24 protein-coding genes are annotated in these 24,344 nt (G+C 60.5%); 15 read left to right on the top strand and 9 right to left on the bottom strand.

Going from position 1 to position 24,344, the window contains the following annotated elements; genetic code table 11:
- The 9 genes from ACNAZA_RS03235 to ACNAZA_RS03195 all read left to right on the top strand — a co-directional run bounded on the left by ACNAZA_RS03235 (position 1) and on the right by ACNAZA_RS03195 (position 7,587).
- Positions 1-456, top strand: coding sequence for a DIP1984 family protein (locus tag ACNAZA_RS03235; RefSeq protein ID WP_415794973.1), 456 nt, complete (start codon positions 1-3; stop codon positions 454-456).
- Between the two features lie 293 nt (positions 457-749).
- The gene (locus ACNAZA_RS03230; protein WP_415794972.1) at positions 750-1,010 is read left to right on the top strand and encodes a type II toxin-antitoxin system Phd/YefM family antitoxin; all 261 of its coding nucleotides are present in this window, start codon (positions 750-752) and stop codon (positions 1,008-1,010) included.
- Entirely contained in the window at positions 1,007-1,441 is a 435-nt protein-coding gene (locus ACNAZA_RS03225) for a type II toxin-antitoxin system VapC family toxin (RefSeq protein ID WP_415794971.1), read from the top strand. The genes ACNAZA_RS03230 and ACNAZA_RS03225 overlap by 4 nt, the downstream gene beginning before the upstream one ends.
- 32 nt (positions 1,442-1,473) lie before the next feature.
- Complete coding sequence (gene guaA / locus ACNAZA_RS03220) at positions 1,474-3,090, top strand: glutamine-hydrolyzing GMP synthase (protein ID WP_415794970.1); 1,617 nt, start codon at positions 1,474-1,476, stop codon at positions 3,088-3,090.
- Between the two features lie 309 nt (positions 3,091-3,399).
- A complete protein-coding gene (locus tag ACNAZA_RS03215; RefSeq protein ID WP_415794968.1) occupies positions 3,400-4,626 on the top strand; it encodes a tyrosine-type recombinase/integrase in 1,227 nt (408 codons plus the stop codon).
- 104 nt (positions 4,627-4,730) lie between these two features.
- Entirely contained in the window at positions 4,731-5,378 is a 648-nt protein-coding gene (locus ACNAZA_RS03210) for a dihydrofolate reductase family protein (RefSeq protein WP_415794967.1), read from the top strand.
- A 111-nt stretch (positions 5,379-5,489) separates the two neighbouring features.
- A complete protein-coding gene (locus tag ACNAZA_RS03205; RefSeq protein WP_415794966.1) occupies positions 5,490-6,143 on the top strand; it encodes an FABP family protein in 654 nt (217 codons plus the stop codon).
- A 160-nt stretch (positions 6,144-6,303) separates the two neighbouring features.
- Positions 6,304-6,615: a hypothetical protein gene (locus ACNAZA_RS03200; RefSeq protein WP_415794964.1), complete on the top strand. Its 312-nt coding sequence runs from the start codon at positions 6,304-6,306 to the stop codon at positions 6,613-6,615.
- A 291-nt stretch (positions 6,616-6,906) separates the two neighbouring features.
- Entirely contained in the window at positions 6,907-7,587 is a 681-nt protein-coding gene (locus ACNAZA_RS03195) for a hypothetical protein (RefSeq protein WP_415794963.1), read from the top strand.
- A gap of 1,662 nt (positions 7,588-9,249) precedes the next feature.
- On the opposite strand, the gene ACNAZA_RS03190 is transcribed toward ACNAZA_RS03195, so the two are convergent.
- Positions 9,250-9,807 (bottom strand): Arc family DNA-binding protein, encoded by a 558-nt coding sequence (locus tag ACNAZA_RS03190; protein ID WP_415794961.1) that lies wholly within the window; start codon positions 9,805-9,807, stop codon positions 9,250-9,252.
- Between the two features lie 100 nt (positions 9,808-9,907).
- Between ACNAZA_RS03190 and ACNAZA_RS03185 the strand changes: the two genes are divergently transcribed.
- From ACNAZA_RS03185 to ACNAZA_RS03160, 6 genes are all read left to right on the top strand, one after another.
- Positions 9,908-10,078, top strand: a complete 171-nt coding sequence (locus ACNAZA_RS03185; protein WP_415794960.1) for an Arc family DNA-binding protein — start codon at positions 9,908-9,910, stop codon at positions 10,076-10,078.
- Complete coding sequence (locus ACNAZA_RS03180; RefSeq protein ID WP_415794959.1) at positions 10,062-11,153, top strand: KilA-N domain-containing protein; 1,092 nt, start codon at positions 10,062-10,064, stop codon at positions 11,151-11,153. Before ACNAZA_RS03185 ends, ACNAZA_RS03180 begins: the two co-directional genes overlap by 17 nt.
- 204 nt (positions 11,154-11,357) lie before the next feature.
- On the top strand, positions 11,358-11,807 hold the full coding sequence (locus ACNAZA_RS03175) for a universal stress protein (RefSeq protein ID WP_415794958.1): 450 nt from the start codon (positions 11,358-11,360) through the stop codon (positions 11,805-11,807).
- 197 nt (positions 11,808-12,004) lie between these two features.
- Entirely contained in the window at positions 12,005-13,483 is a 1,479-nt protein-coding gene (locus tag ACNAZA_RS03170; RefSeq protein WP_415794957.1) for a metal-dependent hydrolase family protein, read from the top strand.
- 9 nt (positions 13,484-13,492) lie between these two features.
- Positions 13,493-14,254 carry a porin family protein gene (locus ACNAZA_RS03165; RefSeq protein WP_415794956.1) on the top strand — a complete coding sequence of 254 codons (762 nt, stop codon included), beginning with the start codon at positions 13,493-13,495 and terminating at the stop codon, positions 14,252-14,254.
- 55 nt (positions 14,255-14,309) lie between these two features.
- Complete coding sequence (locus tag ACNAZA_RS03160; protein ID WP_415794955.1) at positions 14,310-14,684, top strand: hypothetical protein; 375 nt, start codon at positions 14,310-14,312, stop codon at positions 14,682-14,684.
- Between the two features lie 95 nt (positions 14,685-14,779).
- Here the strand turns inward: ACNAZA_RS03160 and ACNAZA_RS03155 are convergent, their stop codons facing one another.
- The 8 genes from ACNAZA_RS03155 to ACNAZA_RS03120 are packed head-to-tail and all read right to left on the bottom strand — an operon-like array spanning position 14,780 to position 24,344.
- A complete protein-coding gene (locus ACNAZA_RS03155) occupies positions 14,780-15,250 on the bottom strand; it encodes a lysozyme (RefSeq protein WP_415794954.1) in 471 nt (156 codons plus the stop codon).
- Positions 15,247-15,543, bottom strand: a complete 297-nt coding sequence (locus ACNAZA_RS03150; protein ID WP_120968618.1) for a hypothetical protein — start codon at positions 15,541-15,543, stop codon at positions 15,247-15,249. The genes ACNAZA_RS03155 and ACNAZA_RS03150 overlap by 4 nt, the downstream gene beginning before the upstream one ends.
- A 37-nt stretch (positions 15,544-15,580) precedes the next feature.
- Positions 15,581-15,814, bottom strand: coding sequence for a hypothetical protein (locus ACNAZA_RS03145; protein ID WP_415794952.1), 234 nt, complete (start codon positions 15,812-15,814; stop codon positions 15,581-15,583).
- Positions 15,811-17,703 carry a hypothetical protein gene (locus ACNAZA_RS03140; protein WP_415794951.1) on the bottom strand — a complete coding sequence of 631 codons (1,893 nt, stop codon included), beginning with the start codon at positions 17,701-17,703 and terminating at the stop codon, positions 15,811-15,813. Before ACNAZA_RS03140 ends, ACNAZA_RS03145 begins: the two co-directional genes overlap by 4 nt.
- Entirely contained in the window at positions 17,703-18,098 is a 396-nt protein-coding gene (locus tag ACNAZA_RS03135; RefSeq protein ID WP_415794950.1) for a hypothetical protein, read from the bottom strand. Before ACNAZA_RS03135 ends, ACNAZA_RS03140 begins: the two co-directional genes overlap by 1 nt.
- The gene (locus ACNAZA_RS03130) at positions 18,095-19,543 is read right to left on the bottom strand and encodes a LamG domain-containing protein (protein WP_415794949.1); all 1,449 of its coding nucleotides are present in this window, start codon (positions 19,541-19,543) and stop codon (positions 18,095-18,097) included. The genes ACNAZA_RS03135 and ACNAZA_RS03130 overlap by 4 nt, the downstream gene beginning before the upstream one ends.
- The gene (locus ACNAZA_RS03125; protein WP_415794947.1) at positions 19,543-20,727 is read right to left on the bottom strand and encodes a hypothetical protein; all 1,185 of its coding nucleotides are present in this window, start codon (positions 20,725-20,727) and stop codon (positions 19,543-19,545) included. Before ACNAZA_RS03125 ends, ACNAZA_RS03130 begins: the two co-directional genes overlap by 1 nt.
- A gap of 23 nt (positions 20,728-20,750) precedes the next feature.
- Positions 20,751-24,344, bottom strand: coding sequence for a hypothetical protein (locus ACNAZA_RS03120; protein WP_415794946.1), 3,594 nt, complete (start codon positions 24,342-24,344; stop codon positions 20,751-20,753).

Genomic DNA, 24,344 nt, shown 5'->3' with positions numbered 1-24,344 from the left:
ATGAAACTTGCCGAAGCCTTGTTGCTCAGAGCCGATCTGAAGAAAAAGCTGGCATCGCTGCGCGAACGCATCAACCGCAACGCCATCGTGCAAGAGGGCGAAACGCCCAAGGAAAAAATCGCAGACTTGCTGGCCGAAGCAACCTCGGCGCTTGAAGAGCAGCAAAAACTGGTGCGCACCATCAACGCCGCCAACGAATCCACCCGACTGGCAGGCGGCCGCCTGCTCGCCGATATATTGGCGCAGCGCGACACCTTGATTGCCCATCACTCGCTGTTGATCGCCACCATTGCAGCAACGCACAAGGATGTGGATCGCTACAGCCAGCGCGAAATCAAATGGATTCCTCAAATCGATGTCGCCGGCTTGCAAAAGCAGGCCGATGACTTGTCGCGCAAAATTCGTGAAGTCAACGTGACGATTCAAGCCGCCAATTGGCAGATCGACATCGACTAAGATCCGGTTTCGGAGCGTCACGGGCGAGTGCAAAGACCTCGGTGAGACCAGGAGGTTGAAAACAAGCTGGTCTCTCATGTAAAGCGTGGCGGGCAACGCTGGTGCTAAAACCACCTGACCAATCAGCCCCTTACTGCTGACTACATACCTGTTAGACGTTACCCCGCACTACCTTGCACTGACGCGGCGCTCCCCTTTACCCACAGTTTTCTGATCGGAATTTCCAATTCTGATCAGAGTGTTAAAATCTGGTCTGATTCAAGCGACAGGCCAGATTTTTCTATTTCTACCCCATGCAATCCGTCGGTATCTACGAAGCCAAGACCCGTTTCTCCGCCCTGATCGAACTGGTCGAACAAGGCGAGGAAGTGCGTATCACGCGCCACGGCAAGGAAGTCGTGCGCATGCTGCCCGTGCGACGCCGGCCGGTGATCACCGATGAACAGATTGCCCGGGAATTGGAACAAATTCAGGCCTTGCAGCACACCATTCGTGCGCAGTCCGCTACGGATTGCGTAGCAAATCTACGCCAGACGGGCCGGAGTCAAGCATGACGGCCTTCATCCTTGACGCCTCCGTCACCGCCGCCTGGCTGCTGCCGGACAACGCCAGCGCACATACCCAGCGCCTCTACACCCGGATCCGCCGCCACGAGGTCGATCCGCAAGCCCCCAATCTCTGGCAGTGGGAATGCGGCAACCTGATTGCCTCGGGTGTGAATAATGGGCGCATCCCGCACAGCTCGGTGGAAGGCCTGTGGGGTGTGCTGGAAGCCATTCGCCACCGCGTGGAACTGCACGATCTGGCACCGGCCCAACACAAGGCGGTGCTGGATGTGGCGCTGGACACAGGCCTGCCCACCTATGACGCCGCCTATCTGTGGCTGGCGCAGTCGCTGCGCCTGCCACTGGCCACATTCGATAGTGCCCAGATCGCTGCCGCCCGCAAAAGCGGCATCAAGCTACTGGCACCCGAAGATTTCTAACCCCTTTTGCCACCCTCTTGCCCTTGATAACCATGCAACACGACAAGATCCTCATTCTTGACTTTGGCTCCCAAGTCACCCAGCTCATCGCTCGCCGCGTGCGCGAAGCCCATGTTTACTGCGAAGTCCACCCCTGCGATGTGAGCAGCGACTGGGTGCGCGAATTTGCCGCCGACGGCAAGCTCAAGGGCATCATCCTGTCGGGCAGCCACGCCAGCGTCTACGAAGTGGACGACCGCGCCCCCGACGCTGTGTTCGAGCTGGGCCTGCCCGTGCTGGGCATTTGCTACGGCATGCAGACCATGGCCACCCAGCTGGGCGGCAAGGTGGAAGGCAGCAACAGCCGCGAATTCGGCTACGCCGAAGTGCGCGCCCATGGCCACACCGAACTGCTCAAGGGCATTGAAGACTTCGTGACCCCCGAAGGCCACGGCATGCTCAAGGTCTGGATGAGCCACGGCGACAAGGTCACCGAGCTGCCACCGGGCTTCAAGATTATGGCCTCCACCCCCAGCTGCCCCATTGCCGGTATGGCCGACGAAGCCCGCCGCTACTACGCCGTGCAGTTCCACCCCGAAGTCACGCACACCGTGCAAGGCCAGGCGCTGCTGAACCGCTTTGTGCTCGACATCTGCGGCACGCAAGCCGACTGGATCATGGGCGACTACATCGCCGAAGCCGTGGCCAAGATCCGCGAGCAAGTCGGCGACGAAGAAGTCATTCTGGGCCTGTCCGGTGGCGTGGATTCGTCCGTGGCTGCCGCCCTGATCCACCGCGCCATTGGCGATCAGCTGACCTGCGTCTTTGTCGATCACGGCCTGCTGCGCCTGAACGAAGGCGATGCGGTCATGGAAATGTTCGAAGGCAAGCTGCACGCCAAGGTGATTCGCGTTGACGCCTCCGACCTGTTCCTGGGCAAGCTGGCCGGCGTTTCCGAACCCGAAGCCAAGCGCAAGATCATCGGCGGCCTGTTTGTCGATGTGTTCAAGGCTGAAGCCTCCAAGCTCAAGGCCGCCAATGCAGGCAGCAAGGGCGCAACCTTCCTGGCCCAGGGCACGATCTACCCCGATGTGATCGAATCCGGCGGCGCCAAGAGCAAGAAGGCCGTCACCATCAAGAGCCACCACAACGTGGGCGGCTTGCCTGAGCAACTGGGCCTGAAGCTGCTGGAGCCTCTGCGCGACCTGTTCAAGGACGAAGTGCGCGAACTGGGTGTGGCGCTGGGCCTGCCACGCGGCATGGTGTATCGCCACCCCTTCCCCGGCCCGGGCCTGGGCGTGCGCATTCTGGGTGAAGTGAAGAAGGAATACGCCGACCTGCTGCGCCGCGCCGATGCCATCTTCATCGAAGAGCTGAACAACTGGATCGACGAAGCTACCGGCAAGAGCTGGTACGACCTGACCAGCCAGGCTTTCACCGTCTTCCTGCCCGTCAAGAGCGTGGGCGTGATGGGCGACGGCCGTACCTATGACTACGTGGTGGCCTTGCGCGCCGTGCAGACCAGCGACTTCATGACTGCCGACTGGGCAGAGCTGCCTTACGGCCTGCTCAAGAAGGTCTCCGGCCGCATCATCAACGAAGTGCGCGGCATCAACCGCGTGACCTACGACGTGAGCACCAAGCCGCCGGCAACCATCGAGTGGGAATAAAAAGGCGTCATGTCCTGACATGTAGCCTTTAGACTTATTTCTCATGTAAGCCCGCGATTTCGCGGGCTTTTTTCATTTTGGTTGGGTGCTATTCGGAACTAGCCGGTCGCGTGAAGCCGGGGGGTTTTATTGGTACTTTGCATGGTACGGCCCTGGCCTCATACCATCCGCCTCACCGATACCATGCGAGCGCTCCGCTAGGGGTGCATGGTATGAAATTCATCTAAGTCATTGATTTCAATGAAGATACCATGCCTAAAAATGCACTTTTTTGCGCATGGTATCGGCTGCATGAAAAGAGGCCAATCCATGCTCACTGATACCAAAATCCGCTCACTCAAAGCCACCGGCAAGCTCTACAAAATCACCGACCGCGACGGCCTCTATGTGGCCGTAACCCCAAGCGGCACAATAAGTTTTCGCTACAACTACAAGATCAACAACCGCCAGGAAACGCTCACGATCGGCGCGTATGGTATCGGCGGAATCACGCTTGCCGAGGCACGCGCCAAACAGCTGCTTGCCAAGAAGCTGGTCCAAGAGGGCGTGAGCCCGGCACGCGAGAAGATTCGCACCCGGGCGCGCGAAGTGTCGGCCGGCACCTTTTCCGAATGGGCCGTCAAATGGCTCAAAGGCCACAAGATGGCCGACAGCACCCGCGACATGCGCCGCTCGGTCTACGAGCGCGACCTGAAGACACGCTTTGGCAAACTCCAGCTGCGCGAGATCTCGGGTGAAGACGTGCGCAGCATGGCCAATGCCATCGTGGCCCGCGGCGCACCGGCTACCGCCATTCACGCCCGCGAGATTGTTTTGCTGGTGTTCCGCTACGCCATCGAGCGCGGGCAAAAGGTCGGCAACCCCGCCGAAGAAGTCGCGCCCAACACCATTGCCACGTTCGAGCCCAAAGACCGCGCCCTGACCAAAGAGGAAATCAGGATTTTTTACCAAAATCTTGAGAAAGTCGGCACCACGCCCAGCATTCGCGCGGCTTGCAAACTGCTGCTGCTCACCCTGCTGCGCAAGGGAGAGCTCACCAACGCCAAATGGGCAGATGTGAACTTCACCGAGGGCACGCTCACCATCCCTGCAGCCAGAATGAAGGCCCGCCGCCCGCATATCGTCTTTCTGGCGCAGCAGGCCATGGACCTGCTAGCCGCGCTCAAGATGTTTGCCGGCAGCTCGGACTATGTCTTCCCCAGCCGCTACGAGATCCACAAGCCCATGAGTGCGGCAACGCTCAACCGCGTCATGACGCTAAGCTGGGAATACGCGCAAAAAGACGGCCACACGCTTGCAAAATTCGGCCCGCACGACATGCGCCGTACCGGCTCCACCATCCTGCATGAAGCCGGCTACAACTCCGACTGGATTGAGAAAACCCTGGCCCACGAGCAAAAAGGCGTTCGCGCCGTGTACAACAAGGCCGAGTACCGCGAGCAGCGCAAAGCCATGCTGCAGGACTGGGCCGACATGATCGACAGCTGGACTGCCCCCAATAACAGCCCCCCGGAGCCAGCAAGCTCAGTAAACTGAGCCCCTCAATGCTGGCCATTCAATGCCTATCCCGGTGGAGCTGAGCACCTGCCCGATCTCGGCCGCCCTCGATCGTCGCTCTCTTGTCTGAAAGGTTTATCGCCATGACAGTCAAAGTCCTCTGCTTCAGCATCTCGCTGGACGGCTACTCTGCCGGCCCCAACCAGAATTTGCAGAACCCGCTTGGCGTCGGCGGGTCAGCACTGATGGAGTGGTTCTTCCCCACCCAGGTCTTTCAGCGCATGCACGGGGGGTCGCAGACCGGCGAGACGGGCCTGGACAATCAGATGGCCGAGCGCGCCTTCGAGAACATTGGCGCTTGGATTCTGGGGCGCAACATGTTCGGCCCCATACGCGGCCCCTGGCCGGATGAAAGCTGGAAAGGCTGGTGGGGTGACGAGCCGCCCTATCACGTGCCCACCTTCGTCCTCACGCACCACCCCCGCCCCTTGCTGCCCATGAAAGGCGGCACCGATTTTCACTTCGTCACGGGCGGAAGGGCCTCTGCACTGGCACAAGCCAAGGAAGCAGCGGGCGAGCGCGACATTCGCATCGGCGGTGGTGTGGCTACCGTGCAGCAGTTCCTGAAGGCGCGGCTGATTGACGAGATGCACTTGGCCGTGCGGCCCGTGCTGATGGGAGCCGGCGAAAACCTATGGCACGGCATGGACATGCGAGCGCTGGGCTATGAGGTCGCCGAAGTCATACAAGGCGAACGTGCCACCCATGTGACGGTGCGCAAACAAGCCTAGCGCCTGCTGTGATAAAAATGTTGTGCGCCCCCCGGGTTCAGCATCGGGTGCTGCAGAAACTCTCCAGCGCAAGTACTTCCCCCACCTCAACGTGAAAGCCCGTTACTCGCCATGGAAAACTATCCCAAAGACATTTACACCGAACCCGAGCCCGATGTGAACACCCTGGCCAACCTCGGCCCCTTCACCGGCATGGCCGGCATCTGGACCGGCAAACGCGGGCTAGACATCAACCCCAAGGCCGACGGCCCGGAAAAGCAAGCCTTCATCGAGCACATGGAGTGCCAGCCCATCGATGCGCAAACCAACGGCCCCCAGCTCTTCTACGGCCTGCGTTACCACACGCGCATCGTCAAACCCGATGACCCGGAAACCTATCACGACCAGGTCGGCTACTGGCTGTGGGAGCCTGCCACCGGCAACATCATCCAGACCCTGACCATTCCGCGCGGACAAACCGCCATGGCCACGGGCAACACCACGGCCGACGCCACCCAATTCACGCTCAAGGCCGTGCGCGGCTCCACCGTCAACGGCATCTCAAGCAACCCGTTTCTGGAGCACGCCTTCAGAACCGATGCTTACACCATCACCGTCACCAAGAATGCAGACGGCACCTGGTCGTATGAGCAGGAAACCACGCTGACCATCCCCGGCCAGAGCGAACCCTTTGCCCACACCGACCGCAACACCCTGCACAAGATCGGCGAACCCACACCCAACCCCACGGCGCAAGCCGCCGCAGCATTGGCTACCGCCAAATAATTGACACAGCCTACAGCGCGGCCCCTAAGCCCTATCTACTCACGGCCAAGACCCCTACGCTTGTTACACAAACAGTTCGGTACAAAGAAGTTGCGATTGCAAAAGTATGTCAATCGGTCGATCTCCACCGAATCAATTCAAGCAAGCAGGAGTCTTGATCATGAACAAACCCAACCTCACGAGCAAAAATCCCAACCGGGCATACGTGCGTCTGCACGGCTACGTGATCAAACAGCATCAACTGTGGGATGACTTTGCCAGCGCGTACTGCGTGGTTCTGGACTCCTGGGACAGCGATGAGGCCAAACAATACGGGGTCAAGGTGCTGGACCGTATAGGCAGACCCGCCGCCCTGGGGGACAAAATCCCCAACCAAATCACCTTCTCTTCGCGCAAAGCACCCGCCATGGCAGTCTGGACGGAAAGTTTTAACGACGGGAAATTCAGCTGGCGCAATGTTTCTTGCCGTTAAAGCAAAACGCGGCCTAGGCACGTACCGGCCCAGAACCATCTAAAGGTTGACCCAACAAAAAGACAACGCATTCAATCGCGTTAACTTTTTAGCTTTAGTCAATCCATATTCCAGGCATCGAACCGGCGACTTCGGGCAATCTACTTGTAACTGGATTTCCAGATAATGCCCGCCATGTATTTTCTCTGTGCAAAGGCCATTGTGGCAGGCCCAAATCGCGGAATTCCTCATATTGCCGCTGGCACAGCGTTGCGTTAGCCTGCTGGCTCCACTATTGCTCTGGAGCCTCCTATGTCCCTTCGTTTGGTTCTTTCCGCCAGCACCGCCGTTGCGGCTGCTGCCCTGATCGTTGGTTGCGGCGCCATGGGGGCATCGGGCGGCAACCCCATGGGCTTCTTCATCACCAGCACCAACCCCGGCAAAGGCGGCGACCTGGGCGGCCTGGCCGGTGCCGACCGCTACTGCCAATCACTGGCCGCAAGCGTGGGCGCAGGCAACAAGACCTGGCGCGCCTACCTGAGCAACGCGGCCCTGAACGGGCAACCCGCCGTCAATGCGCGCGACCGAATCGGCAACGGCCCATGGCGCAACGCCAAGGGCGTGGTCATTGCCACCAGCGTGGCCGACCTGCACAGTGCCAATGCCAAGGTCGGCAAAGACACCTCGCTGACCGAGAAGGGCGAAGTCGTCTCGGGCTTCGGAGATGAGGTCAACCGCCACGACATCCTCACCGGCTCGCGCCCTGACGGCACCCTGGCCGTTCCAGACCCCGGCAAAGACACCACCTGCGGCAACTGGACGAAGAGCGATGGCGGCTCTGCCATCGTGGGTCACCACGACCACAAAGGCACCAACCCCGACCCTGTGGCCAACGCCTCCTGGAACTCATCGCACGGCACGCGCGGTTGCAGCGTGGACCAACTCAAACAGAGCGGCAGCGCCGGGTTGATGTACTGCTTTGCAACCAACTGACTTGAATGGAAATGCGGGCCTCGGCCCGCTTGAGTTCAACCGGTGCTTCTCTGCCCTCCTTGAGCATGAAGATATAGGTCACCATGATCACTGGTCACACTGCACGGGATATCGCTGCTCAATTTGGCGACAAACAAGCAGGCGGCACCTAGTCGACCACACTGACCATTCGTGCCCAGAGAAAAATCGTTGCCCACACAGATCTCATACCATGCACAAAAGTTGAAATCTGATTGGAGCGTATTCCGGTTGAACTTACCACCTGTACCGGTTACGGCTGACTAGGTTTCTTGTCGTGACCGGTTGAATCCAAAGTCAATTTCCGACAGAAGCCGAACGGCCAATTCCAGACATTGAGTCGATAGGTGTAACTGCCAACGCCTTGATTTTTAAGGCCACTTAGTTTTGCCAATTGATGTTCGAACTTGGTTGCACGTATCTGGACTTCGTCCTTCAGTTTGAGCTTTCGAATTGTCCATCAACCCCTGAACAAAAATAGGAAGAAGAACCTTCTGATCTTCTGAGCCAGGTGGAAATACCTTGTCCATCCAAGCACCAACCCTCTCCATTGGCTTTTTGACCTCGACCCCACAGCCTATTGCGCGACCTAGAAGAACAGCATAGGTTGTCATTTTGTCAATATTCGCGTTTGCACTTACCTTCCCACAAACAAGAACTAAGAAAAGAGCAAATCCGGGAAGAATTTTTTTTGAATACAAGGTTGCCCCTAAAAATTGCCGAGTGGTCTTAAGCAAAACATCATCAAAATTTCACTGGGCGAACGTTAGCTTAAAAACACTTCCACCTGCTGATGCTTTTTGCACTTATTTAACGGCCTAGGATCGAGTTCCGAAAGCCGAAGTTAGCCAAAAGTGCCGATGACTATAAGAGAAAGCAGCTACTCCAAATATGAATCAAGCGACGGCAAACCGTCGCTTGAATAAAATGTTAAGCCCCTATGATTACTTCATCCGGATGACTATCGATCGTATTTAAACTTGACATTGTAATTTATGTACGCATTAAGCCCATCACCAGAATGAGCAAGTTGTTTCATTTTTTCAACATGGTTCTGCCCAGCGGTGCCGTAACTATAGGTGTATGGTCTAGCTGTACCATCAAACCAAACAGTTATGGACGTAGCTGAAAGCTCGTAGCCAACAACCCCAGAGTCATTATTTATATCTGCATATCTTTGCATTGCCATTTCCTTTTTAAGATTAAAAAGACCGATGAAACATAGAGATATGCATACTATAACCTGCAAACCGGATATGTCTATATGCAATGCATGCGCATACTTATGGCTTTACAAAATCCGCGACATACGGTGTAGAAAGAGATTGAAATTTTTACCCGATAAGGGTCTGTTTTAGTGGAGATGAATGCCTGCTTTGCAGAATTTTTCTGAATGATTGCTCAGGGTCGCTGCAGCACTGCTCGGGTCAAGCATGATAGTCACCTCCAAGCAGTATGGAGATCAACCATAGCAGGCACTCCAATTAGCGTAAAAAAAAATCGCTCATTGGCGAAAATGGCAGCGTAGTTCTTTACTTTGCCGACTAGGGGCTAGAGGCGTTATTTACTATAATTAAAAGGCCCGTATTTCGCGGGCTTTTTTGCAGCAAAAGTAAGTCACCGGTGACTGTTCATGCACATGAACTAATGACCACTGGCTTTTTTTGAAACCTGTTTCTTAAGACTTGGAACAGCCGCGTCCTCAAAGCGAACCTCAACTGATGTACTAATCGGCTGGACATCGCGAAGTTCCTTAAGGCCGTTCAGTTTGCGGTCGAAGTGGACTCGGCCGATCTGCTCCTCAAGCTGGGCAATTTCTGCCCTTAGCTCGTTCATTTTTACCTGCAATTCAGAGCACTTTTCACTGGCGTCTTCCTGCTCATCCTTATCGCCTAAAGCCAAAGCCTTTTGCAGCACGGCGTAAGCACTGCTGAACTGCAGCTTGGCAGTGTCCATGCGGTAGTTGGCTCGCTGCAGCTCATAGTTCAGCGTGCCCAGTTGCTGTAAAGACTCCAGCTCTTGCACAGTACGCGACAGATCTACCGCCGGGCTGGCGGTAGTTGTGGAGAACGTGCTTTCCAGTCGAGCAATGATTTCTGCATGCAGGCTTCGTGCACCGCGTTTGGCCGATTCTTCGAGCTGAGCACGAAGCTCATCGGGCATGCGAAGCGGATACGGGGTGGTACGCGGTTTTTCTTCCATTGCTCAATTGTGGCAGCAAAGTGACTCATCTCAACGAGTCCTATTGACTCCATCAACCCAATGGAGTCAAATGGAGTCCACCAAAGCCCAAGGACATTCCATGAAAGAAAACAAAGCAATTGCTCCAACCCCGGTACGCCTTGCCGAGGAGCTTAAGCAGTGGCTGAAGCACAAGGCTGTTGACAATTTTCGATCATTGAACAGCGAGATCGCGTCACGGCTAGAGGCAAGTCGCAAAGCCGAAGAGGCCAACCATGAAAAGCAGGCCTAAAAAAGGTGAAGCCCCGACGGCGGCAACCGGCAGGGCTTCGAGTGAAGTGTCCCAAAGCATCAACAAAGGAACAATCGTGTCAAATTCTACAGCACTGTCCGTTGCAGGTATCAAGGTTCGACTCGCCGATGACCTGTACTCTCTCAACGACTTGCACAAAGCCGCAGGCGGAGAGGCCAAACATCAGCCCGCGTTATTCATGCGTCTGGAGCAAACGCAAGCGCTCATTCATGAAATCAGTAACTCTACGGATTTGCAGAGTTTCAAAACAAAAGAAGGCCGTACAGGCGGCACCTACGCCTGCAAGGAGCTAGTCATCGCCTATGCAGCATGGATCAGCGCGGCTTTTCACCTCAAAGTCATTCGCGTGTTCTTGGCTGCTGTAGAGCCCGCTGCATCTGCCATTGACTACACCCGCATTAGCCCTGCACAAAAGCAAGACCTGCGCGAAATTGTCCAAACGATTGTTGATGCCGGTATTCAGAAGCATTCAGAGACCTGGGCACGCTTTCAAAAAAAGTTTCGCGTCAACAAGTACGAGGAGCTTCCAGCCAGTCGCTACGAGGAAGCACGCAGCTATCTGACCAGCAAACTGCCTATCGGCTACGAGGGTCAAGTCGTGGATGAGGCTGCAGCCCTTGAGCTTTCGGACCCCGAGCGCATGGAGCTGGCTTTCGCCACCGCATGCGAGGCATCTGCCCAAGTACAGCGCACAGTCTTCAACGCGATGATGACGGGTAAAAACACTGAATGGCAGCACAGCCGCTATCTACTGAACCTGAATTACGACAACCAGGGCCGCCCCACCCTGCCCTATGCGCAGCCGATTGCGGCAGACCAGATGGTGGTGTCCTTCAGCAGCCTGCCGCAACGCATCGCTGACGGCGAGATCATCAGCGCGACCGATGCGCAGCTGGCCACCCTGGCCACCGCCTGCACCCAGCGCCTGGCCCAACGCGCCCAGCACCGAGAAAAGCAGACCACCCTGCCGGTGTACCCCAACGCCAAGCGGCCTGCCCAACTGCCCGCCAACCAGCAGCCCGAACAGGGCATGCTGCGCATGACATTCAAATAGTCTGCTTTTGATAGCTGCCAGCGCTTGATGGGCAAGCGCTAGCGTCCATTTTCACTTGAATTTCAAACCTTTGATTTTCATCAAGAAACCGCTCTAATAGCCACTTGGGGGTGTTGCATTAGCCACCCCGGAGTGTGAGTATGGGTTTGGCAATCGTTCAGATTCATTGACAACAACACGCGCTAGCGCGCCAGGAGGTTGTATATGTTCAAGCACATTTTGATTCCTACAGACGGCTCAAAACTCTCTGAGGCCGCGCTGCGCGCAGGCATTCAGCTGGCCAAGGAGCAAGGCGCCCAGGTAACTGCTCTGTATGTGATGCCGGATTACAGCGCCATGATCTACGGCGCCGAGGTGCTTACGGCGTACAACGCAACCGAGTTTGACAAGAGCGCCCAGAGGGAAGCCGACAAAGTGCTGCAAACGGCCATCGACATTGCCCAGGCCGAAGGCGTGCAGTGCAAGACGGCGCGGGTGACGAATGTCTCCGTCCATATGGCCATCGTCAAGCAGGCGCAAGACAGCCAGTGCGACCTGATCTGCATGGCATCGCACGGCCGCAAGGGCATCGCCGGCATTTTGCTGGGCAGCGAAACCCAGCGCGTGCTGGTGAACAGCAACGTTCCGGTGCTGGTGCACCGGCCGCTGGCCTGACCTACGGCAGCGTGGGCAGCGCGACCGGTTCACGGCCGCTCTCAAAATGCAAGCAACGCCCCAGCGCCAAAGTGCGTTGGGGCGTTTTTCTTGGGTGGGCCGTCGTGTAGCATGCGTGCATCAAATTGTGAACTTCTGGTTCCGCTTGTCACGCCGGCACCGGCATCTCTTGTTCATTTGGAAAGGTGAGAGAGCAGATGAGTAACGCAATCGCTACCGATGCGGGCATGGCCTGGCAGACTGGCCCGATTCGCCCCAGGGCCTGCACCTGCGGCAGTGTGGTGTGCCATTTGCTGCATGAGCGGGTGATGGCCGATATGTCGCGCCGCATGTTTGTGGGCGGTGTGGCAGCCATGTTGGCCCCGTTTACCGGCCTGCATGCTGCCGAGACAAGCTCGGCGGGTACGCCCAAGCAGGCCGACCGCCCCGTTTTACTGACCAATTTGCGCCTGTTTGACGGCACGGGCAAGCCAGTGCGCCAGGGCGTGCAGGTGCTGATTCAGGGCCAGATAATTGTGGCCCTGCCCTCTGCTGGCGAAAAGGTGGAAGGTGCCCAGGTGATCGACTGCCAGGGCAAGCTGGTGATGCCCGGCCTGATCGACACGCACTGGCACACCATGCTGGCGGCCATTCCGCAGATGACGGCCATGACGGCAGACCTGGGCTACCTGTACTTGGCCGCCGCGCAAGAGGCGCAGCGCACGCTGATGCGGGGCTTTACCTCGGTGCGCGACGCGGGCGGCCCGGCCTTTGCACTCAAGCGCGCGATTGACGAGGGCATGGTGGCGGGCCCGCGCATCTACCCCAGCGGGGCCATGATTTCGCAGACCTCGGGCCACGGCGACTTTCGCCTACGCAGCGATATTCCGCGCGCAGCGAATGAGCCGCTGAGCCAGGTAGAACTGACCGGCGTGGCCATGATTGCCGACGGCGAGGCCGAGGTGCTGCGCCGCGTGCGCGAGCAGCTGATGCTGGGCGCCTCGCAGATCAAGATGCTGGCGGGCGGCGGCGTGGCATCACTGTACGACCCGCTGGACAGTACCCAGTTCACCGAGAAGGAGCTGCGCGCAGGCGTGGAAGCCGCCGGCGACTGGAACACCTATGTGATGGCGCATGTGTACACGCCCAAGGGCATCAAGCGCGCCATCAAGGCGGGCGTGAAGAGCATCGAGCACGGGCAGCTGGCCGATGAAGAGAGCGTGAAGATGATGCGCGATGAGGGAGTGTGGTGGAGCCTGCAGCCGTTTTTGCAGGACGAAGACAGCAACATCTACCCCGACCCCGCACGCCGCATGAGCCAGTCACGCGTGGCGCAAGGTACGGTCAAAGCCTATGAAATGGCGCAGAAGTACGGCATCAAGACCGGCTGGGGCACGGACGTGCTGTTCAACCCCAAGGGCACGGCCACGCAAGGCCGGCAACTGGCCAAGATGACGCGCTTTTACGATCCGCTGACGCTGCTGAACCAGGCCACAGGCATCAATGGCCAGTTGCTGGCCTTGTCTGGCGAGCGCAACCCCTACCCGCTGCCGCTGGGCCGCATCGTCCCCGGCGCGTTTGCCGACCTGCTGGTGGCCGATGGCGACCCGGCCGTGAACCTGGACTTTTTGAGCGACCCGGAGCAGAACCTGCGCCTGATCATGAAGGACGGCAAGGTGCATAAGAACACGCTGTAAGGGATACGAATGACACAGCACATCAAGACCACTATTTGCAAAGCCGGGGCGGCTGTGGCCGTGGGCCTGCTGGCCGGAACGCAGACCTGGGCACAGGACAAGCCCACTGCCGATGCATGGCGGTTTCAGCTCACGCCCTATGTGTGGATGACGGGGCTGGAGGGTAGCGTGCGCCCATTCAGGGGTGCGCCGACTGCGCATGTGAACAAATCTTTTTCAGATGTTCTGGAAAATCTGGATGCCGCAGCCTTTTTGAACGGCACGGCGCGCAAGGGGCAATATGTGCTGCATGGTGACTTGAGCTACGCGGCCACATCGGACAAGGCCTCGCTGTCCATGGGCCTGAGCGCACAGGCCAAGATTCGACAGACCTCATTGACACTGACTGGCGGCCATAACTGGATGCTGAGCCCGCAGTCGAGCTTTGACCTGATGGCGGGCCTGCGCCTGTGGCAGATCAAGGCTGAGGTCAACGTGCCGGGACTGGCGTCAGCGCAGTCCAACACATCGTTTGTGGACCCGGTGGTTGCCGCGCGCTGGCGCTATGACATTGCACCGCGCTGGTCCACCTTGCTGTATGCCGATATAGGCGGTCTGGATGTGGGCTCGAAGTTCACCTGGCAGATCCACGGCTCGGTGAACTACCAAGTCAAAGAGAACATATTTGTATCTCTGGGCTACCGCCACCTGAGCGTGGACTACCGCGACGGCGGCAAGCAGCTGGACTTCAGCCAAAGCGGTCCGATCATCGGGGCGACATTCAGGTTCTGAGCACCACCCGCGAAGATCGAAATCTTGACAGGCGTGCTCAGTGCGCAGCCAGCAGTTGCCTGTCCACCTTCACCTGCCCCATCAGGGCGTTGAGCTGGGCGTCTCGGCGTTCGACCAGTCCGACAAGCTGACCAACCACGCCCGCGCCTTCGCCAGCAAGAGCGGCGAGTCGCTGGTGTTGATCTGCAAGATCTCGGCAGGCAGCGGCGTCACCGGCAAGCTGGGCGTTGCGGGTGACGGCGGTGCGGACGCTGTGCTGCAGGCCTGCAATGCGAGCAGCATCAGCAGCGCGGCCAGACTCCAGAGCGGCCAGTTTTTGCGTGTAGTCATGGGTGTTTTCCTGTTGTCCTGCGGCGTGCTGCAGTCGCCCTGCGGTTTTAACTTCTGTAGCAGCTTGTGCTTGCTGCGCCTGGGCTACAGCCTGTTTTGACTGAACTACCTCAACCCTGGCCAGCCGCTGGGTCTGCAGGACCAACAGCAGGGCAAGGGCCAAGGCCAGCCAGGGCCAGAGGCGGGACGCGCCCGTCATGCCAGCCCCGCTTCGCACAGCTGCCGCTCGGCCGCACGACGCTTGACCAAGCCCGGCAACTGCTTGCCACCGGCGTAAGTCCAGCGGCTCAGCTCGGCACAAGCGCCGTCGATGTCGCCCGCATTGGCCTTGCGCACCAGGGTGCTGCCGCAAAACGCGCCCTCGCCCACGTTGAAGGCAAAGCTCACAAAGGCGGCCCGCTGGCCGTCCGTCAGCAGCACGCGCACGCAAGACAGGGCATCGGCGTGCTGGGTCAGGTCTATGTAGAGCATCTCCTCGCACTGCTGGCGGGTGAATGTCTGGCCGTCCCGCAGCTCGGGGCCCGTGTGACCCGTGCAGGCCGTGACGATGCCGATCGGATCGCGGTAGCTGCGCAGCACCGTGCCTTCGTACTTGGCGACCAGGGGCACGGCCAGCGCAACCGCGCCGGTGCCGATCGCGGCAATGAGTTTTTCTTTCCAGTTCATCGGCTTGCTCCTCCTTTGATTGCCGTCCAGAACCCCACGCAGGCACCGCCCAGCATGACGATGGCCGCCAGCGGCTTGGCCACCTTGCCCACCCAGTTCAGCACCTTGAAGGCGCCTTTCATGGCGGTAAAGAACTCCAGCAGCTCCGCCATTTGCTGGTTGCGTTCTTGCAGCTCCTGCGTGACTGCCTTCAGATCGCGCTCAATCGTGGCCATGCGTTCACTTCCTTTGTCGAATCGTTCATTGATCTGCTGGCGTGTGGCCGCCGGCAGCTCGTCGCCGTAGTCGTCCATTCCCTCTCCTTTCAGATTTCGCTTTCTCGTTTCGCTTTCAGACTTCGATCAACACATAGGGCAAGTCGGGTGCATCGCCGGTGATGGCATCGCCCTGCACATAGACCTGTGCGCCTTGCGGCAGCTTTAAGGGGTTGCGCATCCGCATCACCCCGGCGCCCGGAAACGCGACCGTGGCCGTGCCGTCGGCATGCGCAATAGAAACCGTGGCCGTGAGCTGGGGCTGATCCGGCAGCAGCGACAGCAGGCGGGTGTAGAGGCTGATGCTCATGCGGCTACCCTTTCGACGGTGAGCTGCTGGCGCACCACGGGCATGGCGGCCGACAGCCGCGTGCCTTTGACCAGGCCGCGCCAGGTGCCGTCGGTGTCGTCCACCTGCAGCAGTTGACCCGGGCGAATCAACCCCGGCTGGCTGCCGCCGGTGAGCAGCGGCAGGGTGATGCTCTGGATCAGCTTGTTGCCCGATGCGGCCAGTTCGGCCAGGCCGCGCTGGCGCGCCGCCAGGGCATCGGTAATCAGGGGATCGGAGACCTGGCGGGCCAGCAGCTCGCCTGCCGTACCGGCCCGGCGCACATGGCCGAGTACGCCGCCCCGGCCGCCAGCCACATAGATGGCGTTGTAGGGCGCACGCGGCTCGGGCCGCAGCTCGTCGGTGGTGATGACGGCCGCTGGCATTTGCACATCGGCCTGGGCCCCGCCCCAATCCCATGGCGCCACGGGGTAGCTGGGGGCAATGATCAGTTGCTCGTTGACCGGGTGGCTGCGCAGCACCGCCCCCACGGCGCCGACTACCGAGCGCACGGCAGACAGCGGCGTGCCCTGGTGCGACCAGACGCCCCCAGGCACAAGCCAGTCGGACAGTCGCCAGTCCAACGAGACGCCGGTGTACTCCAGCACCTTGAGCAAAAGCTGCTGGGCCGTGGCCGGCTGCGCCTCATGCCAGATCTGGGCCGGCATATAGGGCGCACCCAGCAAGGCAGTGACGCTGGCACCCTGCAAGGCCACGCTGCGCTGGCCGAAGCGCCGGCTGCGGCTGAGCTGCTGCACGGCAAACACAAAGGCAATGCCGTCGACCGTGACGCGAATCCGGGCCGGCAAGCCACCCACTGGGGCCAGCTGATCGAGCAGATGCTCGGGGCCGGAGGCCGACAGGCTCCAGCCAAAGCCGTCGTCATCGCTGGCAATGGTCACGTTGGTGAGCACCACGGCTTCGCCCGAGGGCAGCAGCTGCGCTTCAAGGGTGTGCACTGTCATATAGACCTTCAACAGGGGAATCACAAACTGCGCGCCGAGCTGCGGTGCGGCCTTGCAGCAGACAAACAGCAAATCGGTGCTGGCCGCCCAGGGCTTGCAGAACAGCAGCGCAATGGGCCCGCCTGTCAATTGCTCATAGCAACGCTCAGGCTCGGGTGGCTTGGGCGGCGTAAGGTCGGAGCAGCCGGGTGGCGGCTTCATGGCTTGCTGGTAACGAGCGAGCTGGCCCAGGTGCAGCGGTAAAGACGGCCCCGCCCCATCGCTGATGCCACGCTGCAGGTGCACGGCGTCTTGTGCTGAGGACTGCAGCAGCAGACGGCGGTCGCGCAACGCTTCCTGAAACCGGACGGCTTGGCCCGACTGCAGAGCAACACCATCCTGGGCCGAGGCCCGCAGGGCCACGCGCACCAGCCGGCCCTCTTGCCAGCGGGCCAGCAGCGCCGGTACCGCCAGACGCTGGGCCTGTTCGAAGGCAGCGGCCTTGGCCAGACTGAGGCCCTGGGCGTTCTGCCATGCGGCGCCAAGCTGGGCGCGCAACGGCCGGGCATCGTCAGCCGCGGCTGTCCATCCAGCCGGTAATGCATGGGTCTTTTGCCAGCGGTTGCGCCAGCCAGCGTCAAAGGGCTGGGCCTGCTGGGCACTGGCCTGCACCTGGGCCACCACGGGCCGGGGCGTGTCGGTGTTGTAGCGCACGGCACCCTGGCAACGTACTCCAGGCATGCGGCCGGCAGCGAGCAGGTCTTTGCGCACATGCACCAGGGCACGGGCACGCAAGCCTGGCAGGCGCGCCGCCATGACCAACTGCGCATCAGGTATGACCGTGCCGCCGCCGTCATCGCCAAACGCCAGCTCCACCGGGTTGCCGGTTTGGAACGGCCGGTTAAAGACCAGATCGATGCTCGCCATCAGTAGATCCGCGTCTCGCCCAAGATGGCCTTGCCACCGGCGTAGAGCTGGGTGCCCGTACTACCCAGCAGCTTGAAGTGGCCCTGGCCTGCCTCATCCGTCACCATCCCGCGCCCGATCAGCTGGCCGTCGCCGGTGCTCCAGACACCCGTGGCCGCCTGCCCGCTGGCCAGAATCATGTCGCCGCCGCCATTGGCCTGAGTCAGCAGCAAATAACCACCCTCGGTGATCTGGCCGCAGGGCTTGGTCAGGGTCAGGGTGACCAGCAGCAGCTCGTTGGCGTCATAGAGTTTGATGGTTGCAGGCTCGGTGCCGGAGTCGGCAAAGGCCAGCGTGGCCTGCAGACGCGCCAAGGCATGGGCGGCCGAGATTTCGAGTTCGGGCGCTTCGCTCATGGCGTGACCTCCGCCAGCTGGTTGTTGGCCACGGTAGAAAAGTCCTGCTGCTCATGGTCCCAGGCGATCACATCCCATTCGTATTGCGTAGATATCTCGCGGAACTCGTAGGAACCATCGGCCTTGCTCCAGGTTTCGCGCGCCAGGTAGCCGTCACGGCTGCGGTGCAGTCGCACGCGGCGCTTGAGTGGAACATTGGCCGGTGTGCCTTTGCAGGCCACGGTGCCGAAGATGTGGCCCTGGCCGCCAAACTCCACATCAAGTGAATGCTCTTTGCGATCACCAAGAACTCGGTGCGGCAGCACTGGAGTCCCCAGAAGCACTACAGCGGCGTCAAACAGATCCGACTTCACTGGCCACCCACCCAGATTCGAAGATGACCCATAGGGGGCAGCGGGCACGGCAAACTCAGATTGGTACAGACACTGCTCAGACACCAGAATCTCGTCGATATAACCCACATAGGGGTAGGTGCCCGTAGCCCGTTGATAGCCGATACAGAACGGCGAGCTGGTGTCCGACGCCCAGGAGCACTCGGCTTCGGTCGCCATCGCGCGCTGTACTCCATTCACGAATAAGCGCGTGGCACCCGACTTACGAGCAGCGGCAATGTGCTGCCACACCCCTTTTTGCACCGTTCCGGCGGGCGCCAAGATATAGCTGATAGTCCCCTGATTCCCCTGAAGGAGAACAGTCCCTTCTGACCCGACAAAAAAGCCCCAACCCAGCGAACCGCCATTTCGCTGACTCATCACGGTGTTAAAGGAGCTGGACGACGCGGGATCGATCCAGACCCAGGCTGCCAAAGTGAAATCGCCCAGCAAGCGCAGTTCGGCTTGATTGGGAAGGTAAAGATGTCCCTCTGCCCCATCCAGCCGCAATGAGGCACCGCCAAACTTGCTTTGCGCAGTACGTATCGTCGCTCCAGCATTCACAAGCACGCGAGCCAAGGGCGAAGCATCAACCACCGCATTGCCACCGTCTGGCCCATCGCAGTGCAAGAGCAGCTTGACCTTCTCGGTGATCAGCGCAGTCAATGCCAGGTCGGTCGCTGCATTCGGACCGGGAAACAAAATGCCCGTCCAATCAGCAACCACAACCCAACTCAACCCATCATCTGAGGCCTCCAGCAAACAGGCACCAGGGAAGGCCTGAGAGGCTGCCGATGAACCGAGCCGAAGCTGCTGCACGTCTACCGCCTCAGCAAATATCCATTCAAACCTAAAGCCAGGGACTGCCACCTGGGCAGCAGAGAAGCTGCACGTCTGCGCTGTGCTGCCGTCCCGCAAAACCTCCAAAGCGCCGGCCTGCGGCTGCTCGCTGCAGGAAAAGACGGCATCCGCATCCAGCGGCGCCGCTGCACCACAAAGACGCAACTCCGTCAGCTCCAGCCCCGCCCCGGCCACCGACAAGGCCGTCAAACGCCAGTATTTCTTGCCAGCCATCAGACTCTCCAAGGTCCTGTGATGTCCACAAAGACCGTGCCCAGCGGTACCCCCGATGGGGGTCCAAGTCTGACCGCTTGCAAAACTCGGGGGCTGCTGTTGATCGTCAGGGAGAGCAAATCACTGTTCGAGAATGCGTTGCCCAGTTGCTGATAGCAGTGATATGCACCTGCGATCTGCCCACGCAGCCCACCGGACAACAAATCAATCGGCGTGATTCGCAGGGAGTTATCGGCAGGATTGGGGTACTGAAGGGCATGCCCGCAGTAACCTGCCTGACCGGAGTAAGCCGCTTCCGTGTTGTATGCAGCGGTCTTTTTGACAAGCTGCGCTGCGCCGATCCCAGAAAATGCGCGCGTAATAAAGCAATCTGCACCAACACCCGTGCCTGCGGCATAGCCTGTGCACCCTTGCACCGGCCCGCCGTTCGCGATAACCGCCGCCTGCGAAGCACCACCCGAGAGCGTCGCGCTATAGGCATCACCGCTGCGGGTAGGAATGACGTCTCCAACCTCGAACATCACACCTGTTGTCCCTGCGGCGGCCGGCGCACACCAAAAGCGCAGCGTCATTGAGTCGCCATACATGCGCCAGACCCGGGCATTGCCCGATTCCGCATCCGATTTGGGCCAAAACACCCCTCCCGCCAACTGCGCAGCGGTTGGCGTGGAGGAAACGCCTGTGTCCGCGTCTGTCATAGCTTCAAACATTTGCAGGCGTGCGGACTGGGCGCTGCCGTCATCGACGCGAACAAAGGGGCGCGCACCGCGCGGGTCCACGGGGCGATAGACAGCCTTGTTGGTGGCAACAAAGACTTTCTCCCAGCCCAGGGGAGCCAGCTTGAAGCTGACCGAGCCGGTCACCACCCCATCGGGCAGCGCCGTCTTGAACTCCACCCAGCCATTGGCCACGGCCGTGGCCTTTTGCTCCCCGTTGAGGCTGGCAGGCGAAGCACCTGCCACCACAATGACGGCATGAGCCTCGGCTGCACTCTTGCCGCTGGCAAAGTTCAGCCGGCACACGCCATTGCTGATGACAGCCGAGTCCACCACCTTGGCGCCCCAGCCACTGACCAGAAAGGCGTCCAGGGCAGCAATCAGCGAGCCGGCCGTGCCGGAAATTGTGGGAGCCCCGGTCATGGAGCTGAATGCGTGCTTGACGCTGGTGTCTACGATGGATGCCATCTTTCTCTCCAAAAATCAGGGGCTTAGTTGGACTGCGGGCGGTTCACATCGCCACGGGCCAGCAGGGAAAAGCGGTGCTCGATGCCGGTCTCGGGGCCGGGCTGGATGGTGCGCACCACCCAGAAGGGATAGATGGCACCCACGGTGTTGATGCGCAGGATGTTTCCGGGAATCCAGCCCTGACCCCAGCCCAGCGCCTTGATCAAGAAATACGGCTTGCCGGTGGTGGGGTTGAGGGGCGCGCAGTCGGTGTTGATGTCGCCCGTGGCGATGATCCCCACATGCTCGCCAATCACCCGAAACTGCGTGGTGCTGGTGAAATGCAGCGCCCAGCGCTCGGTGGTGGCGCCGGCATTGGTGACCTCGATGGGCGCTGCGGCCTTGTCATAGCCGGCCACAGCGGCCGCACCCTGCAGCGCATCGGACCAGGTGGCGCTGTCCCAGGTGTTCTGGTCAAACGCTTCACTCACCCGCGCATGGCGGTCGCCGGATGTGAGGGCGCTGGAAACATAGGTGCCGGCCAGCGGATAGTCATGGGTCAGCGCCCGGTTGAAGGTGATCTCGCCCGAGATCTGCACGTCGGTGGCCGTGGCCATGTCTTCGATGCGGTCCTCGATGGTGAGCGGCATGGTCATGGCCGAGACATCGGTAAAGGTGACCGTGCCGGCTTCAAGATCCACGGTGAAGCCCGTCTGCAGATTCTTTCCGGCCGCATCACGCACCACCACACGGGACAGGCGTACCCGGGCCAAGTTGATGACTTGACCGTTGCTGACCACCAACTGGCCGCTGATCTTGGTGTGGCCGACCACGCACAGCGAGCCCGGGCGAAAGATGGGCACCTTGCCATCGCTGGGCAGGCGCACCGGATCGATGCCGATCAAGTCGGCATCCATGGGCAGATAGGAATAGGCCACGCCGGAATAGCGCAAGGCGCTGGCAACCACGGGCTGGGGCTTGAAGATCTTGCCGTCGCTCTGGACGTTGTCCGGGTTGAACCAGGGCTCGCCCTCATTGCCGGCGGCAACCACCAGACTGCCAAAACCCAGGCGCACTAGGCCGGTGTCGTAGTCCACTGTCCCGGTCACGCCGGACGCCGAGATAGCACCGTCAATGCCTGCCGTGACGTTTTGCGAGCCGCCCGAGCTGCGAGGCACTTGCACGGTGAGCGAGCCCGGGCGCAAGGGCGCAGCGGCCGTGCGAAACACATAGGCGCTGGAAATGGCCTCGCCCAGAGTAGTTGCGCAGCTGGAGCGGCGCAGCGTGTTGGCAGTGCCGGGCGTCCAGGACGTCAGCGCCAAGCGGCCCGTCGCGTAATTGATGGCACCACGCGTCACAAAGCCGGCAGCGGTCAGCACACGCAGCACGCCCCTGCCGTCATCGCTCCAGGGCTGAGCAGTGGCGGGCATCAGCAGCACCGAGCCCGGCACCACAGGGGCCTGCACGCCGGTGACCAGGTCAAACTCGGGTGCGAAGACTACCTGCAGCGTGCGGCGGGTAGCACTGCCCGTGGCCCGGAAACGGATCTTGACGACGCCGCTCTCATCATTCGGAAAGATGCTGGGCGCATTCACGTACTCCATCCCCGCATAGTTGAGGCGATACCTGGCCGCCTCGCCAGAGAAACCGCCGCCGCTGACCTGGCTGGTGGAGTAATGGGGCTTGGGGATCTTGATGGTGACGTCGGGCAAAAAGTCCACCGCGCCCGTCGCATAGGTCACGGTGCCCACCTGGGCGCCATTGAGCATCAGTTTGCCGGCACCGTCATCGCGGGCGATCTGCGTGGGGTCGACCAAGCTCACGCCCATCTCGGTGAGCTGGGCGCGGGTGTAGATGCCCAGAACGCTTTGGTCGGTCAGCGTGTTCCACTCCACCTCCACCGTGAAGGGCTGCAAGCCACCCTGGCCGGCCGAGACCACCAGACGACCCTGGCCATTGCGCGAGGGATGGGCCAGATTGACTTCGACAGCCGGGGCCGTGTCCACCGTGACATCGAGCACCGTGCCCACGGCGGGCAGCAGCTTGGGAGCAAACAGAACCTCGCTGCGGCCTACCCTCACCTCGCCCGTGGCATCGCCCTGCAACTGCCAGGCGGCATTGGCCGTGGCGCTTCGCTGGGTGACACCGTCCAGCCACTTGACCTCAAGGGCCCCGGGGTACAGCGCCTGGCCGGCTGGTAGCGGCAGCGCAATGGTCTGGCTGATCAACAGATCGACAGCCGGGTGCACGGTCTCCTGCGTGGGTACGCCCCATTGCTGGACGATGGAGCTACCCACATCGGGCAAGGCGCCCAGAGTGATGACATAAGAGCCCTCATCGGCGTTATAAGTGCCGGCGCCAAAGCTGGAGTCAGTACCGCGCAGCGCACCGTTGCCGGCATCCGCCAGCGTGTACCAGCGACCCTGGGCTCGGTACGAGAAGGAAAGCGTGCCGCGTGCCGCCGTGGGCGTGATAAAGCCGGTATAGCTCTGGCTGCGCGTCTCGGGCGTGATGCGGATCTCGCTGGACTGGGGCATGCGCTGCAGATAGGCGGCGGGCCGGTAGCTGACGGCCTTACTGCCGCCATAGCTGCCAGCGCTGACGGTCACCACGCCGTTGGCATAGTCCACCGTGCCGATCTGCTGGGTGCCCGACATGAGCAAGCCACCGGCATCCACAAAAGTGACGCCGCCTAGCGTGATGCGTAGAGAGCCTGGCGTAATGCCGCCGGGCAGCACCAGGCTGGTGGCCACGCTCCAGTCCTGCGAGGTGGAGAACGCCACCTCGGCCGCACCGGGCACGGGCAGGCCGGCAGCCGCGTACGGGATAGCGGCCGGAATCGGCGTCTCGCTTTGAGCCGAGGGCACGATCTGGGTCATGATGGTCTTGGCGATGATCGTGAAGTCGCCCAGGGCCGCAGCCTTTTGCAGCGGGGTTACGCCCACATAGCTGCCAGCATCGGCCACCACGGTGTCGCAGACACGAGCGGCATTGTCGAGTCGCGTGAAGTTGCGACTGGCAGATGTTCCCTTGAAACCGTAGCGCAGCGCATCGGACAGATCGAGCGTAACCACCAGCGCCTTGAAGTCCTTGTCCTGGTCATAGGTGAAGGTGCGCTCCAGGGAGACGACCCTGGTAACGCGTACGTATTGCTCCTGCGCATTGCTCTGGCCCTCGTTCTGAGTCAGCACCAAGGTCTTGCCTACGGCAGGCAGCTCGGTGCCCGGGCGCTGAAAAATCTGAATCGCCCGCTGGCCTGCGAGAGCGTCTGAGTAGAGGTAGCCGCCCCACTCCACCCCCTTGTTCAAATAGGCTTCCAGCCGGGCCTGCGCCTGGGCACGGGTGTCATAGACACCATCAGTGGCAAACAAGGTGATGGAGATATTGGGATCTGCTGGAGGCTCGGCCACGATGACATTGCTGCCCTGATAGGTGTCGGTGTCATCGGTGCGCACAGCCACAAAGGATTGGCGCATATTGGCGCGGCCGAGGGCACGGTCCATCTGGCTGACGTCGGGCATCAGCGCGTTCTCTTTACCGTCCTCGATCTCGATGGCCGATGGGCCGCCACCGCCCTCGGGTACGTCGTCCATGACGCGGCTGGCCAGCAGCTGGATATCGCCTTGCTTGATGGGCAT

Origin of the sequence: Comamonas aquatilis (assembly GCF_965139575.1) — a bacterium.
GTDB lineage: Bacteria > Pseudomonadota > Gammaproteobacteria > Burkholderiales > Burkholderiaceae_C > Comamonas > Comamonas aquatilis.
This window is presented reverse-complemented; position numbering and strand designations above follow the sequence as displayed.